This is a genomic window from Scytonema hankhaensis NUACC26 (genome assembly GCF_045865695.1).
Taxonomy (GTDB): Bacteria; Cyanobacteriota; Cyanobacteriia; order Cyanobacteriales; family Nostocaceae; genus Scytonema.
On record NZ_BAACAP010000250.1, the window covers coordinates 1 to 17,159 of the forward strand.

The 17,159-nt window shown below is 43.8% G+C and carries 7 protein-coding genes; 5 read left to right on the plus strand and 2 right to left on the minus strand.

Features of this window, described 5'->3' with window-relative positions; translation table 11 throughout:
* From ACKTT2_RS46755 to ACKTT2_RS46770, 4 genes are all read left to right on the plus strand, one after another.
* Positions 1 to 3,465: hypothetical protein (locus ACKTT2_RS46755; RefSeq protein WP_407899644.1), on the plus strand; the 3,465-nt coding region annotated here is incomplete at its 5' end.
* Positions 3,465 to 5,756, plus strand: a complete 2,292-nt coding sequence (locus tag ACKTT2_RS46760) for an OmpA family protein (RefSeq protein WP_407899646.1) — start codon at positions 3,465 to 3,467, stop codon at positions 5,754 to 5,756. The genes ACKTT2_RS46755 and ACKTT2_RS46760, both read left to right, overlap by 1 nt.
* Positions 5,757 to 5,850: 94 nt before the next feature.
* On the plus strand, positions 5,851 to 8,814 hold the full coding sequence (locus tag ACKTT2_RS46765; protein ID WP_407899648.1) for an SdrD B-like domain-containing protein: 2,964 nt from the start codon (positions 5,851 to 5,853) through the stop codon (positions 8,812 to 8,814).
* A 285-nt stretch (positions 8,815 to 9,099) separates the two neighbouring features.
* Positions 9,100 to 9,648, plus strand: coding sequence for a hypothetical protein (locus ACKTT2_RS46770; protein ID WP_407899650.1), 549 nt, complete (start codon positions 9,100 to 9,102; stop codon positions 9,646 to 9,648).
* Between the two features lie 131 nt (positions 9,649 to 9,779).
* Here the strand turns inward: ACKTT2_RS46770 and ACKTT2_RS46775 are convergent, their stop codons facing one another.
* Positions 9,780 to 11,651 carry a protein kinase domain-containing protein gene (locus ACKTT2_RS46775; RefSeq protein WP_407899652.1) on the minus strand — a complete coding sequence of 624 codons (1,872 nt, stop codon included), beginning with the start codon at positions 11,649 to 11,651 and terminating at the stop codon, positions 9,780 to 9,782.
* Positions 11,652 to 11,813: 162 nt separating this feature from the next.
* On the opposite strand from ACKTT2_RS46775, the gene ACKTT2_RS46780 reads away from it, so the two are divergent.
* The gene (locus tag ACKTT2_RS46780; protein ID WP_407899655.1) at positions 11,814 to 12,299 is read left to right on the plus strand and encodes a hypothetical protein; all 486 of its coding nucleotides are present in this window, start codon (positions 11,814 to 11,816) and stop codon (positions 12,297 to 12,299) included.
* Positions 12,300 to 12,556: 257 nt separating this feature from the next.
* On the opposite strand, the gene ACKTT2_RS46785 is transcribed toward ACKTT2_RS46780, so the two are convergent.
* Positions 12,557 to 16,699 carry a non-ribosomal peptide synthetase gene (locus ACKTT2_RS46785; protein WP_407899657.1) on the minus strand — a complete coding sequence of 1,381 codons (4,143 nt, stop codon included), beginning with the start codon at positions 16,697 to 16,699 and terminating at the stop codon, positions 12,557 to 12,559.
* Positions 16,700 to 17,159: the final 460 nt, after the last annotated feature.

Sequence of the window (17,159 nt, forward strand, 5' to 3'; positions counted from 1 at the left end):
CCCAATCCCCAATCCCCAATCCCCAATCCCCAAGCCCCAATCTCCACTCCCTCAGAAGTCATTGGTGACAAGATAAAAATTGATATTGTACCTGTTGGAGATCCGCGAGTTCAGGCAGATGGACGTTCTACTATCAGATTCACGGGACAGGTGACTGATGAAAACGGTCAAATTATCCGTGAGGATATAGTAGTTACCCTGACATCTAGTGCGGGTAAATTTATAGGCGCTGACCAAGATAAAGACCAAGGGGGGTTTCAGGTAATAGCACGTGGTGGAGAATTTACAGCCACTTTGCAATCTGATATCAAACCTCAACAAGTTCGCGTGCGGGCGGCGGTAGAAAGTATAAGGACACAAAATCCCTTCCGAAGAGACAGGGATGTCATCAAAGATTCACCGTTTTTTGGACAAAGAGGTGTTTTAAACGATACACATTTTCCCCAACAAACAGACAATTCAGTCATTCAAAAGTTCAAAAATACCCCGATTGAAGCATATACACAGGTAGAATTTACAACCTACTTGCGCCCTTCATTGGCAACTGGGGTAGTGAATTTACGGATAGGCGCTCGTGGCACAAATTACTGGGGGAGTTTTCGCGAATTTGTTCCAGAAGATTTGGATGAAGGAACAGAGGTAGATTTAGATGCAGCCGTCTTTGCTACGGGTAAAGTCGGAGATTGGTTGTTTACAGGAGCATATAACAGCGATCGCCCTCTTAATGAAGATTGCGAAGGCAATGTGCGCTTATTTGGCAAACCAGATCAATTTTGCGAACAACAATATCCCGTTTACGGTGACAGTTCTACCGTTACTTCCACAGCCCCGTCAATAGACAGTGTTTATCTTCGCTTTGAGCGCAGCAGCCCCGTGACAGGAGCCGATCCTGACTATGCCATGTGGGGGGACTACAACACTGAAGAATTTGCTAGAACTTCCCAACTGTATACGGCTACAAACCGCCAACTACACGGCTTCAAGGGAAACTACAGCTTTGGTCCCGTTCAAATAACAGGTTTATACGCCAATAACATAGAAGGCTATGTCAGAGATATTATCGTGCCTGACGGTACAAGTGGTGACTACTTCTTGTCACGGCGTTTGGTGCTTCCTGGTAGTGAAAGCGTTTATTTAGAAGAAGAAGAGATTAACCGTCCCGGTACAGTCTTAAACCGCAAACAACTCTTTCGCGCTCGCGATTACGAAATTGACTATTACCGAGGAACAGTTAAGCTTTATAACTCCCGATTGGCCATAGCAACACAGCCTTTTGGTCCCACTAAAGTGCGGCGGCTTGTTATCTCCTACCAACCGGACGAAGGAAGGGAAAGGTCTACTCTTCTTGGTGGGCGGGTACAATTCAACGTTTCTCAGGAAACAGATAATAAAACGTTCCTGGGTGGTAGTTACTTGCGAGAATACCAAGATGGTCAAGACTTTGAACTGTATGGAGCGGATTTTCTTGTTTCTTTAGGAAATGGCAGTCAAATTATTGGGGAATTTGCTCGCTCTAGCGGTAGCCTCCTCAGTGGAGGAGATGGAACGGGTAATGCTTATAGATTGGAAGCCATTGGTAATATTGGCGATCGCCTTCAAGCAAGAGCCTATTATCGTTCTTCTGACGAAGATTTCTCAAACAACGCCACCTTTAGCTATACAGCAGGACAAACACGCTATGGAGGCTCTCTTTTAGCAAGAGTCACCGATACCACCTTCCTGACAGCCGCATACGACTACGAAGAGAACTTCGGGCGTTCCTTAGGTGCTACACCGTTTTTTGACGTATTCAATCCAGAACCACCAGCCGCCAGTTTTGGTTCTAGAGTCAACAACGAACTAGAAACCATCCGCGCTGGAATTTTACAAAAATTTAAATTTATTGGTCGCCTTTCCGATTTCAGTTTGGAATATGTCAACCGTTCCCGCGATGACCGTGTAGGCGACCAATTTGAAGGCGATGCTAGCCAATTAGTTTCTCGGCTCAAGCTTCCACTCACTCAATCTTTGACCTTCCAAGCGCAAAATGAATTGAATTTGGACGATAACGACCCACTCTATCCCAACAGAACAACTCTGGCACTAGACTGGAAGGCTTATCCAGGAGTTACATTCCGACTAGCACACCAGTTTTACGATGACAGCAGCGTATTACGTGGCAACTCTATCACCTCATTAGACACGATTGTCGAGCACAAATTTTCAGATGATACAATCCTGAGCGGTCAGTACTCAGTTTTATCTGGATTCAACGGCTTACAAGGACAAGGTGCTGTAGGAATCAATCATGGTGCTCGCATTGCTCCTGGCTTGAAACTGAGCGTAGGTTACCAATACGTCTTCAAGAACATCTTTGATAACAATGCCGCAGGCGGTGTATTCCAAACCTCTGTTGTGGGTTCCAACACGGCTTCCCTAGGGCTATTTGCGGGTAGCGTTTACAGCGTAGGATTGGATTACAGCGATAATCCCAACTTTAAAGCTGGTGCCAAGTTTGAATATCGCGATGGGGATGATGATGATAACCTCGTTATCACAGCAGCAGCAGCAGGCAAACTCTCACCCGCCCTTACAGCCCTCGTGCGCTTTCAACAAGCAGGTGGAGCAAATATTCCGGTGTATCTCCCTGGCTCTAACACTTCTGGATTTGTGGGCAGAGTGGACGATTTGGGAGACGCTATCAACCTGAGAGTAGGTCTAGCTTATCGAGATCCAAGCAGCGATAAATTCAATGGATTGCTGAAGTACGAATGGCGTCAAAACTACGGTTCAATCCCAGAATTTAACACCGATCGTAACTCAAACGCTCACGTACTTTCAGGGGAAGGAATCTATGCTCCTAACTGGCGGTGGGAATTCTATGGTAAGTACGCTTTCCGCTTAGCAACGAGCGGCGATCTCTCAAACGACCAGACCAACGATAGTGACACCCAGTTAGCACAGCTTAGAGCCACTTACCGACTCGGTTACCGAACCGATTTAGCTGTAGAAGGACGTTGGATAGGTCAAAGCTTTGACAGTGGATCGGATTATAATCAGTTTGGTGTTGCCGTAGAAGGTGGGTATTACCTAACACCCGATCTGCGCTTAGGTGTGGGTTATAGCTTTGGCAGTGTGGACTATGACCGTGATTTTAGTGGTTACCGCTCTGAAGGAGGTTTCTACGTCAATATCAGCCTCAAACTGAATGAACTTTTGGGTGGCTTTGGATTACAAAAACCCGTACCCAAGCAACAGCAAGAGTCGGAAATTAGCAATAGGGGATTGGGAACGGGGAATCAGGCATGGGGAAGAAGAATGAGGCAAAATTCTCAACTCCCCTCTAAAAACCTGATTGAGCGTTTGAAACAAGCTCAAGCACTAGCGGTTCCGCAAAACACGGAGTTCCAAAAGTCCACAATCAAGCTAATTAATTCCCTCAGAAAGCTATCAGCTTTTCGCAGGTTAAGTGGTGGAGAGAAGTGATGTTCAAGAGTAAGGTTTATTTATTACCCATTGCCCTTTGTCTTTTACCTTCGGGTATTGCATACGGGCAGAGGACAAGGGGAAATGTTTCACAAACAGCCCCCTCTCCTACTGCCCCACCATCCCCAGAGGGGACTTCGAGTCCTGTCGCATCTCTCAGAATTGTTGTTAACAGCAATCAAGATGGCGATGTTAAGGCTGACGAGCAGCTAACTTTACGGGAAGCTATCGAACTGGCTAACGGTACGCTTTCTACCGAGCAATTGAGTAGTGTAGAAAAAGCGCAAATCCAACCAGCAAGCGGTGGCGGTTCTCGCATTGAGTTTAATCTTTCTGGGGGCGCTACTGCCATCCAGTTACAGAAACAACTGCCCGATTTAGCTGCTCCTGGATTAGCGATTGATGGTACAACTCAACCCGGATACGATGCTTCGGGTTCGGCGACTGCTGAAATTGCTATCCCCATTCCTGTGGTGACGATTACTCCCGCACCCGAACGGGAAATTTTTCGCGGTTTAACAGTGGTTGCTGATGGCATCGCTATTCGGGGTTTAAATATCTACGGTTTTAACGCTAGCCCCGTTAAGCAGCAACTGGGCAATTTACTGGTATATGATGGCATACCCAAGCCAGCTACTCTCACTACCCCACCAGGGGATATAGTTATTTCCCATCGTCTCCCACCTCCAAATACCAGCCAACAGCAACCCCCAAATGATGATTTTCCGTTTTACGAAAAAGACGTTCCTCCAAAAAACGTTACGATCGAAAACAACTGGTTGGGGTTAACTTTGGATGAAAAATTGCCAGAGACAACCTCAGCTTTTGGAGTTTATGTTTTTAACTCTCAAGGGGCAACAATTCGTCGTAACCGTATTTATTATCATGAAGGTAGTGCTATTATTACCTCTGTTCGTGCTGAAAATACGGTAGTTAGTGAAAATATTATTGTCGGTAACGGACTAGCAGGAATGCCAGATGCCTTGCGTTTTGAAGGTGTGGTGAATAAATCCCAGATTGTTGGCAATTTAATTTGTGCTAACGATGGCGCTGGTGTGTATTTGTTTAAACCAGAAGGGGATGTTCAAATTAGGAATAACCGCATCACTTATAACGGTAGGCGTTTGCGAAGAGCAGCAGTCTATTTGATGGGTAGCAACCATCAAGTAATTGGTAACGAAATTGACTATCAAACCGGACCGGGCGTTGTGGTGTCGGCTTTCCCGAATACTAAGAGCAATGTCATTACTGACAACAAATTTGCAGCATTGGAAGGGTTGAGCATTGACCTCAATACCCAAGGAAATCTGGATGTCAGCGATTTTCAAAGAGGTGACGGTCCCAATCCCCGACGTAATTCTCCCAATCGCCGATTAGATACAGGCAATGCGGCAATTAACGCTCCTGAGTTTGCCACAAGAACGTTTGTTCCTACTGGTAATAGCGTCACTTTACAAGGAAAGGCTGACCCCGGTTCGTCCGTGACAATTTACCGTTTGAACGATTATCAAACAGGTAGGGAAGCACTCTACGAACCCGGTTATGGGGCTTTAAGAGAACCTTTAGGGAATGCACAAGTTGACGAAAAAGGCAAGTTTAGTATTACAGTAGAAAATTTACAAAATGGGGAGATTGTCAGCGCGATCGCAACTGACCCCAGATACGGAACCTCCGAACCTGCTGTTGCGGCATTTATTGGGGAGAGAGGAACTGCGACTAACGCCACCCCAGAGCCAAAACCCCAGAGAATTCAACCTCACGACAGTCGCTTCAACGGGGGGAACCCCCGCAACGCGCTGCCTCCGCAGTGTACATCTCGCCCCGCACCACCAGAACCACCACCACCACCAGAACCACCACCACCACCAGAACCAATAAGGATACAAGTACCGAGAAACGTTCACTTTGCACTTGACAAATCCTTTATTAGTCAAGAGAGTGCAGCAGTTCTCGATCGCGTGGCAGAAGTTCTGCAACAGTATCCTTTCATCGTCATTGAATTACAAGGTCACACAGATCCCCGTGCTAGCGATGCTTACAACCAAGCCCTAGGAAGACGGCGATCGCTCTCTGTCAGAAATTATTTATTACGCAAGGGCATTAAACCAGAAAGGATGACCATCCGTTCCTTTGGTGAAAGTCGAAGGAAAGTTCCTGGCGGTACAGGTGTTGTTGATTACGCTCGCGATCGTCGAGTCGAAATTATCTTCAGAGATGTGAGAGGAGTCGAACTCATCATTGAAGAGCAAGAGCAAGATTTACAAATCGAACGACGACGCAATAATCGGTAATTCGTAATTCGTAATTCGTAATTGAATTTTTCACTATGAATTACGAATGAATTGTTAATTAATTCTTTGAAGTACAGAGCAACAAACTTTAGTTATGAAAAAGAAACAAACAGCTTTGCGACTTTATTCAAAACTCCTGAAACTTCCATGGAGTAATAATTACGAATTACAAAATACGAATTACAAATTACTAGCTTCCCCTCGGTTTTTAACATTTAAACAAACACTACTGACCTTACTTTTCACAGTGCCACAAGTTCCCTTATTGGGAAGTATTTCGGGAGGTGGAAAGGTATTAGCACAAGCAACAAGTTGTCCGGCTGGTACAACAGCACAAACACTCAACTGGAATCCTGCTAACAACTTGGCAGGAATTACTGGTCAAAACCTAACTATTAATGGAATTAATGCCACTATTAGCTTTACCGAAAGCGCTCCCGGTCAAGTTATCGATCCAAATCAAACATTAATTACCAATGATGTCTATGGTGGTCTTCCCGGACCAAATCTGAGGTTTAATATAGGTCTTCCACTCAATTCGCCAGCACCTGTGGGCAGTAGTGCAACGCTCACCATTAACTTTTCACAACCAATTACGCTAGCTTCACCCTTGACCCTTTTAGATATTGACCGAGATGGTGCGCGTGACACTATTGATGGTAGAGAATTCATATATCAAGATAGAGTTACAGTCAACGCATTCAACGGCAACACAGCTGTTGGGGTCAACCTGGTATCCCCCGGTCAATACGTTAGAGTGACTGGCAACCTTGCAGAAGGTATTAATGAGAATGCTTTAACAACAGAATCCTTTGGTAATCTCTCAGTTGCGATCGCCAATCCGGTGAATCGAATTCAAATTACCTATCAACCGGGAACAGAATTCGGTAATCCCTTACAAGATGAAACCATTGGTCTTACAAGATTACAAATTTGCACGCCAACCGGGGCAACGGGTACAATTGGCGATACTGTTTTCAACGATGCCAATGGTAACAACGTTCAAGATCCTGGGGAAGTAGGTATTGCCAACGTCCCCCTCACTTTAACGAGTGCTGGGACTGACGGTCAATTGGGTACAGCAGACGATACAACTCAAACCACTACTACCAATAACACTGGTATCTATAGTTTTACGAATTTACCTGTAGGGACTTATCGAGTCGCTGTTACCACCCCCCCAGCAGGTTTTACCCCCACCTTAACTCAGCCCAACCCTGTCACTTTAGCAGCTGGTCAAACAATTAACACCGTTGATTTTGGTTTTCAGCAAGGAGCAGGTGGGACAATCGGGGACACAGTGTTTACCGATACTAACGGTAACAACGTTCAAGACCCAGGAGAACCTGGGCTTCCCAACATCACCCTCGTTCTCACAGGAGCAGGTCCTGACGGTCAAATTGGAACACCTGATGATACGTCCCAAACCACAACAACCAATAACAACGGGAATTACAGTTTTACCAACTTACCCCCAGGAACTTATAGAGTCACTGTTAACAACCCACCTGCTGGTTTTAACCCAACACTGACTCAGCCAAACCTTGTTAACCTAACGGCAGGTCAAACTATCAACACCGTTGATTTTGGCTTTACCCAGTTAGCACAAGGGACTATTGGTGATACCGTTTACACTGACACTAATGCCAATGGCGTTCAAGATCCGGGAGAACCAGGGATTAGCGATCGCAACATCAGTGTAGTAGGTGCAGGTTCCGACGGTCAATTTGGTACGCCTGACGACATTAACCGTACTGCCACCACTGATACTAATGGTAGATACAGTATACCCAATCTACCACCGGGAAATTACAGAGTTACTGTTACCAACCCACCGGCTGGTTTCAACCCAACCCAAACTCCACCAACGACTATTACCGTGGGAGCCAGTCAGAATTTTGATACAGCTGATTTTGGTTTCACTCAACAAGCACTCGGCTCAATTGGCGATACTGTATATACAGATACTAACAGTAATAACACTCAAGATTCTGGAGAACCAGGACTTGGTGGTCGTACCGTTACTTTAACAGGTGCGGGACCCGATGGTCAGTTCGGCACACCTGACGACATCAGCCGTACTACCACAACTGATAGCAATGGTAGATACAATTTCCCTAATTTGACTGCCGGAAACTACAGAGTTGTTGTCTCCAATCCACCCGGCGGTGCTAACCCAACTCAAACGCCACCCGCTACCATCACTCTAGCCACAGGTCAAAATCTTGACACGGCTGATTTTGGTTTTACACAGTCACAACTCGGTTCTATTGGTGATACTGTCTTTATTGATACAAATCGTAATAACACTCAAGATTCTGGAGAAAGGGGAATTAGTGGCGCTACCGTAACATTGACAGGTGCAGGACCCGACGGTCAATTTGGTACGCCTGACGATATTAATCGTTCTGCTACGACTGATGAAAATGGTAGATACTTGTTCCCCGACTTACCACCAAGTACTTACAGAGTGACCGTGAGCAGTCGTCCGGCTGACTTCACCCCCACCCTAGTTCCACCAGAAACCGTTACCCTAGCAGCAGGTCAAAATCTGAACACAGTAGACTTTGGTTTCGCTGCTTCTGCTGTCGGTGCAGGCGAACCTAATTTACGCTTAGTCAAGCGGATTACCAACGTACTGAGAAACAATCAGTCCATTGGTGGCAATTTCAATACCTTTGATGACGGACCTGGTGATGATGACAATAATATCAACCAGTTACAACCAGTTCGTGGTGTTCGCGACCTTCAAACTCCTTTACAAAGTGGTGATGAAGTCGAATACACAATCTACTTCCTGGCTCAAAATACCAATGATGTCAGATTCTGCGATTTAATTCCAGAAGGCACAAGTTACAGTAACGGTACGATTGCTGTTGTTGGTAGCGGTACTAGTGCAGACCAAGGTACATTTTTCACTCCTCTGGCACCTTTGCCTCCAAATAATAGGTGCTTGAGTCAGACAAATAGTAGGGGTGCAGTGATTGTTAACTTTGGCACTTTTGGTGCTTCGAGTGGTAACCCCTCCTACATTCGTTTCCGTGTCAGAGTTGATTAACTGTGTTAGTGGTTAGTTGTTAGTTGTTAGTCGTTAGTTACCTCTCGCTCCGGTGCCATTCGTTAGTTACCTCTCGCTCCGGTGCCAGAGGCTGGGAATGCATTGTGCGAGGCTCTGCGGAGCGTATCAATTTCAAGACGGAAGGCGGAGCCTAGAGTGAAGGCATTCCCAGGCAGAGCCTGGGAACGAGGAGACAACTGACAACTGACAACTAACAACTAACCAAACCAAGTTATTATTATTTTTGTTTTTACGTACTGCTACAAATTTACTAACTAAACAAAAATGCAAAAAACTAGTTTAATTGCTCCTGCGATCGCCACTAGTGTACTTTTATCCTTAGTCACCACTAGTACTGGAGAAATCGCTCAAGCACAAAAGGCACAGCGCCCCGTACCTTTGCTAAACGCCAAATGCGTTAACAGTGGGCTTGGCACTGCTCGCGAGCAAAATCTTGATGTTTCTATAGGAAGAGCAGTTTATACTAGTCAATTTTATCTAGGACCGGGTTCCCGCTCTGCTTCGCTTACTTGTAATATTAAGCCAGAAAACCAGCCTCAACCTGTGTTTCAAACTTTAAATTTAGGATTTGGAATGCGCGACAACAGCACAAAGAATACAAGTGTTGACGTTAAAGTGTACTTGGATGGTCAACAGGCGGAGAGTCGAAGTGTCATTCCAGGTCAGTCAGCAACCTTGGCACTTGATGTGAGCAATGTTTCCAATGTTGCAGTTGAAGCTGTTTGCTCTAGCTCTGGGGAGTATTGCGATCGCGTTTACTTTTTCACAGCCGGTTTACTACGACCAACTCCACCTCAACCAGTGAAAAAGTAGCTTAATTGGTTAATGGTTAGTAGTTAGTGGTTAGTGGTTAGTAGTCTAATAATCAATAACCTCTAATTATTAATCCATAACAAACAAGCAATAATTAACAACTAACAACCAACAACTAACCACTAACAAAATTAACGCTCAGTGTTTGATTCTTGAGGATTGGTTGTAGTATCCTGTTTGTCTAAATTATCAGTAGCTTGTTTAAAGAGTGGCTCAATTTTATCTCGCCAATACTGAATATCGGGTAATTTTTCCGGATCGTTTTTATATCCTAAAACTTTATCCCATTCTCGTTCGGCAAGTGCTTTATCAATATCTTTAAATAATGCATCTGCTTTAGCCCAATCTTTTTGCCATTGAGTTATCATTTCTGTTGTTTCTTTGACAGCAGGGGCGTTAGAAGTCAAAGATTTTAGTAATGCGATCGCACCTTGTAAATCTCCAGATTCATATTTCTTTCTGGCTTGTTCTAAAATCTCAGACTCATCAGTCGATTTACCCTGTAACTTATCCAATATATCTTCCGACGATGAAGGGCTTGGCTTTACAACTGGTTTTGGTTTGGCTTTAGGAACGGGACGAGCCGTAATGAGATCCTCATCATCCTCTGTTTTTACAGCAACTCCTTTGTCGCGCAAGCAATCAACCCAAAGTTCATTATTTTTAATAACTTCGGGATGCACCCAACCAGAAGTTTTAGGATCGAGCTTAACTTGCACCCAACCGCGTTTTGTTCGCAAACCTGTTACTTCAAAATTACTATCTTCTGTAATAGTTTTTATAACGCTATCAGAAAGGTTACTGGGTTCAGAACGAATATTGGAATTTTCTTTAATAACAGCCAAGCAAATTTGTGATGATGCTACACCACTTTTATCAGAAAAATTAGAGACAACATTTTGAACATTTTTTACTACTGTTGGGGTAATTGCTGCCGCACCTCCAGCTAAAAGAGCTAAGATTGATAGCTGTAGTAAATCTGGTCCGTTACCATTAGAACTTTTTGGTGTGGATTTAGGTGCTGCTTCTATTGGCGAACGAGCAACAGGATTGAGTGGGGCTACAGCGATGGTTTTCTGTCTGGATTCAGGAGATGAATATTTGAGAGCCTGATAGCTTGTAGAATGACTAACATATTCTACAGGGACCGAAGACGTCGGAGCGAACAACTGTAACGCTTGGAGTGCTTCTGATGCACTTTGATAGCGATCTTTAAAATGGTATCGCACCATCTTGCTTAAAACGGCTTCAAAATTATTGCTGACGGGAACTAAATGCTGCCATAAGATTTCCCCCGTGTAGGTGTCTTCTTGCAAATCCATTGGAGCAACACCTGTGAGCGCTTGAATAGCAATAATACCTAAAGAGTACAGATCGCTGTTAGGACGGGGTTTGCCTTGTCCCTGTTCTGTGGGCATATAACCGGGAGTCCCAATAGCTACTGTAGCAGAATGATTGCCCGCAACAGTAAACAATTGTGTGTGGGCAGAGTACCCAGAAGATACGCGCAATTGCTTGACTGCCCCAAAATCCACTAAAACTAATTTGCCATCTGAAGAGCGACGGATGATGTTATCTGGTTTAATATCGCGGTGAATAACGCCTTGACCGTGAACAAATTTTAAGATACCGAGAACTTCCTGAAGCATCGCGATCGCTCTTGCTTCACTCCAGCGACGGTTCGGATGCAATTCATCGCTAAGGGGATGCCCTTCCACAAATTCTTGTACCAAGTAAAATTCTTGATTTTCATCAAAATAAGCCAAAAGCCGAGGTATTTGGTCGTGATTTCCCAATTTTTCCAAAGTTTCAGCTTCGCTATGAAACAGCCGTCTAGCAGTGTCAAACACTTTGGAGTCAGAACTTGCTGGCTTTAAATGCTTGACAACGCAGACGGGGCTGCCCGGTCGCTTAGTATCTTTAGCAATGTATGTTTCACCAAAGCCTCCTGTAGCAAGGACTTTAATGATTTGGTAACGGTAATCTAGTAACTTGCCTATCATTTTCACTCCCCAGTGTTCACACCCGATTAAAAGAGCGTAATAAATATCTCCAAATATTCCTGGATAAAATCCGCTATCTTGGGAAAAGATTTGGATGTAAAACGCAGTTTTCTAATAAATACACGTTGTTAATTTTTCTTTCAATAACCTTTGTGAATTCCAATGCCACCTAAAATAAACGATTCAGTAGCATGGCAGCAAGCAGAAATCCTCATGCAACCAGCTTTTATTCGAGTTGTCGATAATATTCGCAAGCTGCTTGATGTATCTTCTTGGACAGGAACTTATCAGGATGTCTTGATTTGGCCGACTGGCACTACCGATGAGACTCAAGCTATAGTGACTAAGCTCCTGCAAGACCTGGAAGCTGCAACACCAGAGCAAGCCTTGGAAATCAGAGAAACTCTTTCCGTTCTACCCATGCCCCATCCAGGATATCATTTATGCCTAAAGCGTCAAGAGCAACAGGTCAGTATTGATTTGTGGGAACTCTGTTACCGAGTTTGTTTTCGCTACTACACACCAGTCAGTGAAAACGTTGAGATAGATACTAGTTTAATCGATGAAACGGGTGATGTAGACTGGCAAGTTTTAGAAAATAAGACAAAACAGGTCGTTGAAGAGGTGTTTGCAAGTTTACCGGAGTAGATTGGGGATTGGGGAACTCGGGGCCCCCTCTGGGGATAAGGGGCAATGGGGATTGACGATTGGCAATTGGCGATTGGCGATTGGGAACTAGGAACTAGCACTTCTCTCGTTCCTAGCCTCTGGCTGGGAATGCCTTACGGGAGGCTCCGCCTCCTGTAAGAAAGAGTGAGGCAATCACAATGAAAAAGTCGAAGTAGGGTGGGCATTGCCTACCAATATCGAATGGTGGGCATTGCCCACCCTACTCCCTTTAAAAATTATGAATTTTCTAAACAGTTTTTTAATTTCTCTGCTAGTACCCGAACATGAGGTTCTTCCAACAAGGTATAGTGAGAACCAGGAATATGCTGGACATCGATTCCTCCCCGTACCAAATCACCCCAACCAAACAACGGATCGTACAGCATACCCGTGGCGTCGTCTCGATCTTTATCAGAAGTCCGCATGAGGGTCATTTGACCGGGATAAGTTTGGAAAGTATATTGATTGAGAGCTTTAGCGTTGGTATCCATAATTTCTAAGTATTTGTCATCCTTAGTCACAGGTTCGGGAATGCCCATTAACTTCTTATACTGGTATTGGATATGGAACCCGATCCACTCGCGCCAACCGACAAGCTTGTATTGTAAATAATTCACTCCCTGTTGAGAAAAATTCTCTATATGTTCGAGAATGCGGTGGCGGAAAGATAATCGGCGATCGCATCCCGGACGAATGGTATCAAGAATAGCAAGAATTGCCACTGTTTCACCTTGCTTGTAAAGTTGCTGAGCCATCTCGAAAGCGATCGCACCTCCAAAGGAATAACCTCCCAAGTAATACGGACCTTTGGGCTGTACCGTCTGAATTTCTTTGATGTAAAGGGCTGCCATGTCTTCAACAGAAGTCAACAGGGGTTGTTTTTCATCTAGCCCTTGTGGTTGCAACCCATAAACTGGTCGCTCCCTTCCTAAATGCATAGCTAACGTTCGATAACACAGAGTTTCTCCACCAAGAGCATGGGCTAAGAATAAAGGAGGTTTAGAACCATAAGGTTGAATTTTGACCAGAGATGACCAAAATGTTTCTGTTTCATTTTCTGAAGTAACACCTGCTTTTTCTTCTTGAAAACGAAGCATAATAGCAAGAGCTTCTACAGTACCCGATTGAAAGAGAGTGGCTAGAGGGAGTTTTTTGCCAAATTTCTGTTCTATCTGAGCAAATACGTGAACTGCTAGTAAGGAATGCCCTCCCAAATCAAAAAAATTATCTCGAATACCAATGGGTTGGCGGTGTAAAACTTCTTCCCAAATTTGTGCTATTTGTTGTTCTAACTCATCTCGCGGAGCCACAAAGTTTGCTTCTAAATCTAGTTTTGAGAAGTCGTATGCTGGAAGAGCAGCCCGATTAACTTTTCCACTAGGAGTAAGAGGTAGCGCTTCGAGTAACACAAAAGCTGACGGTACCATGTACTCGGGTAACTTTTCTTTCAAAAAGCCGCGTAAGTCACTTGTGACGGGTTCGAGTTCTTGATTTGGCACAACATAAGCTACCAAACGTTTATCACCCAGAGCATCAACGCATGCCATAACTGCTGTCTGAACTACGCTAGGGTGTTGGTTTAAGACAGCTTCTACCTCACCTAATTCTATCCGAAAACCACGTATTTTTACTTGGTAATCTTGACGTCCAATGAATTCAATATTACCATCTGCTAAGTAACGCGCTAAATCTCCCGTTTTGTAAAGACGTGCTCCTTCTTTTTGACTAAAGGGGTCGGGGATAAATTTTTCCTCGGTCAGTTCTGGTCGGTTAAGATAGCCTCGCGCTAATCCCAAGCCCCCGATATGCAGTTCCCCTGGGACACCAATGGGAACTGGTTGCATATGTTCGTCTAGCAAATAAATTTGTGTATTGGCAATTGGACGCCCAAGAGGAACAATTTTGACGCGCTCGTCCTGTTGCTCTGGAATTGGGTATGTCGCGACAATCCCACAGGTTTCTGTTTGACCAAACATATTAATTAATCGTGCGCCATGCTGGAAACCAAACTTCCACTCTGTAGGAATATCAGAGAGTAGGGGTTCGCTTGCAGACACGATGAGGCGTAATTTATTGTCCAGTAAAAATTCTCGTTGTTCTGGGTTGAGGTTATTTAATGCGTGAATGCAGTTGCGCCAGTAAGAGGGAACTATATCGATCGCTGTGACATCATGTTGTTTAATTCCCTCAAAAAGCGCTCTTGGGTCTTTTCTTTGTTCTGGTGTTGCAATTTTAACAGTTGCACCTCGAGCTAGAGGTACCATTAACTGTCTAACAGAAGAAGAAAACGCAATGGATGCTGTATGAAGATAGACATCTTCTGCTGTAATACAGAGTGCGTTACCCATTGCTTGTGCATAATGACACAAATTGGCGTGTGTGACTTGGACGCCCTTTGGTTTTCCAGTTGAGCCAGAAGTATAAATAACGTAGGCTAGGTTTACAGGTACTGCTGTTTGGTTTAAATTTTCTTCCGATTGTTGAGCAATGACTGAAGAATCAGTATCAAAACACACTATTGTTTCTGTAAATTCGCTTATTTCTGTCTTCAAACTTTCCTGAGTCAATAACACTAACGGCTGAGAATTTTCCAGCATGAAAGCCAAACGTTCTTTAGGATATGAAGGGTCTAAAGGCACATAAGCTCCACCGGCTTTTAAAATTCCTAGCAGTCCCACGACCATTTCTAGAGAACGTTCCACATAAATGCTAACCAATACCTCTGGTCCCACACCCAAAGTTCTCAAGTAGCGTGCTAACTTGTTTGCTCGATTATTTAACTCTTGGTAAGTGAGTTGCTCGTTTTCAAACACTAGAGCTCGCGCATTTGGGTTTTGCTCTACTCTTTGTTCAAACAACTTGTGTATGCACTGTTCTTGAGAGTAGTCTGCCCGATTATTATTCCATTCAACAAGTAATTGATGGCGTTCGGCTGCTGTTAGCAGTGGCAATTCGCTCAAAGGCTGCTCTGGATTGGCAACAATTCCCTCTAGCAACATTTGGAAATGTCCGCTCATGCGTTGAATTGTAGGAGCCTCAAATAGATCTGTATTGTATTCCCACAATCCTCTCAATTCCTGTTCTGTCTCAGCAATGGAGAGAGTTAAATCAAATCTAGAGGCTATGTTTTCCCACGCAAAAGGAGTTGAGACAATCCCAGGTAAATCCAATGTTTGCTTTGATGTGTTCTGTAAGGTAAACATCACCTGGAACAGAGGATGATAGGAAAGCGATCGCTCTGGTTGAAGTTCATCTATAAGTTTATCAATGGGCAAATCTTGATTAGTATAAGCGGACATTGCCACTGAGCGCACCCTCTGCAAAAGTTCTCGAAAACTAGGGTTACCCGACATATCGGTGCGTAACACTAAAGTATTGACAAAACATCCAATTGAATTCTCAATTTCTGGTAAATTGCGACCCGCAACTGGAGAACCCACCAAAATATCGTGTTGTTTAGTATAGCGATACAGCAGAGTTTGGAACGCTGCTAGCAATGTCATGAAAAGCGTTACACCCTCTCGTTGTGAGAGTTTAGCAAGTGCTTGTGATAATTTCTGGGGAAGTACAAAAGCTTCTCTTGCGCCTTGGTATGTCTGGACAGGTGGTCGCGGTCTATCTGTAGGTAATTCCAATACAGGGACTGCACCTGCTAGCTGCTGTTGCCAATAATTCAGTTGTTTTTCTAGAACTTCATCTGAAAGCCATTGTCTTTGCCAAATCGCAAAATCAACATAGTGGATGGCTAAGTCTGATAATGGATTGGGCTTTTTGTTCGAGAAGGCTTCGTAGAGTTTTGCCAACTGCTCTAAAAGAACACTCATTGACCAATCATCAGCAACTATCTGATGCATGACTAATAGCAAGATGTGTTCTTGTGGCGATCGTTGTATCAAACAGGCGCGTAACATCAAATCTGATGTCAAATTGAAGGGGCGGTGCGCCTCTTTCTGGAGCAAATTCTGTATAAAGCTTGTGTCATTTCTTTCTGGAACGTTCTTCAGATCTATAACCTTGAATTCCACGGAACGAGGTTCAGTAATGACCTGTCGAGGATTACCATCTTGTGCTATGAACTTAGTCCGTAAAGCTTCGTGGTGACCAACAATAGTATCTAAAGTCTGTTGCAGTACTGACACATTGAGATTTCCATGTAACTGGAATGCTCTCACAATATGATATGCAGAATGATTCTGCTCCAACTGAGTCAAAAACCACAACCGTTGCTGACTAAAAGAGAGAGGCGCTGATTCTCGATCGGTTTTTTTAGTAATAGTTTGTTGTGGGTTAGAATCTGCATTATTATGTTGATACTCTAGCTTTGTTTGTGTCTTTTTCGCTGGTGAAAGAGCGGTGCTATTTTTATTGATACCGTTCATGATTTGCCCTCTATGTTCTCAGCTTGATTGCAAATTGCTTGACCTTTGTGAGACAATTTAAATAGGAGTGTTATGAGTGCGACATGGCACTTAAACAAACGACACTACAAGTCATTCAGAAAATTTTCTTAATAAAAAAATTTCCTTTTCTGTATTGGGAACACTAAGCTACGGACTATTTTTTCATTATCTATGTTCCTATCTAAGTTAATAAGATAAGAATGTCTTGTTTTTTACCAAAAGAAATTAGTAAAATCTTACTTTACTATTACCCATCTAGGTAATACTTCTACCGATAATTTATAGAAGCCATCCTTAAGATACTTGACACAAAGCTTATTTTGTTGCCCCCTAATATAAAGATATTCAAATTTTAGTTTTCTCTTTTTTCACTAAATAAAATACTGTATAACCAGTTACGTCTTAAATTGCTATTCAGCGCTATCGTAACGGGTTACTA

Bases quoted from the DNA above. Each gene is read 5' to 3' on its own strand.
- ACKTT2_RS46785 (WP_407899657.1), bottom strand. From the start codon at position 16,699: ATGAACGGTATCAATAAAAATAGCACCGCTCTTTCACCAGCGAAAAAG.
- ACKTT2_RS46780 (WP_407899655.1), top strand. From the start codon at position 11,814: ATGCCACCTAAAATAAACGATTCAGTAGCATGGCAGCAAGCAGAAATC.
- ACKTT2_RS46775 (WP_407899652.1), bottom strand. From the start codon at position 11,651: ATGATAGGCAAGTTACTAGATTACCGTTACCAAATCATTAAAGTCCTT.
- ACKTT2_RS46770 (WP_407899650.1), top strand. From the start codon at position 9,100: ATGCAAAAAACTAGTTTAATTGCTCCTGCGATCGCCACTAGTGTACTT.
- ACKTT2_RS46765 (WP_407899648.1), top strand. From the start codon at position 5,851: ATGAAAAAGAAACAAACAGCTTTGCGACTTTATTCAAAACTCCTGAAA.
- ACKTT2_RS46760 (WP_407899646.1), top strand. From the start codon at position 3,465: ATGTTCAAGAGTAAGGTTTATTTATTACCCATTGCCCTTTGTCTTTTA.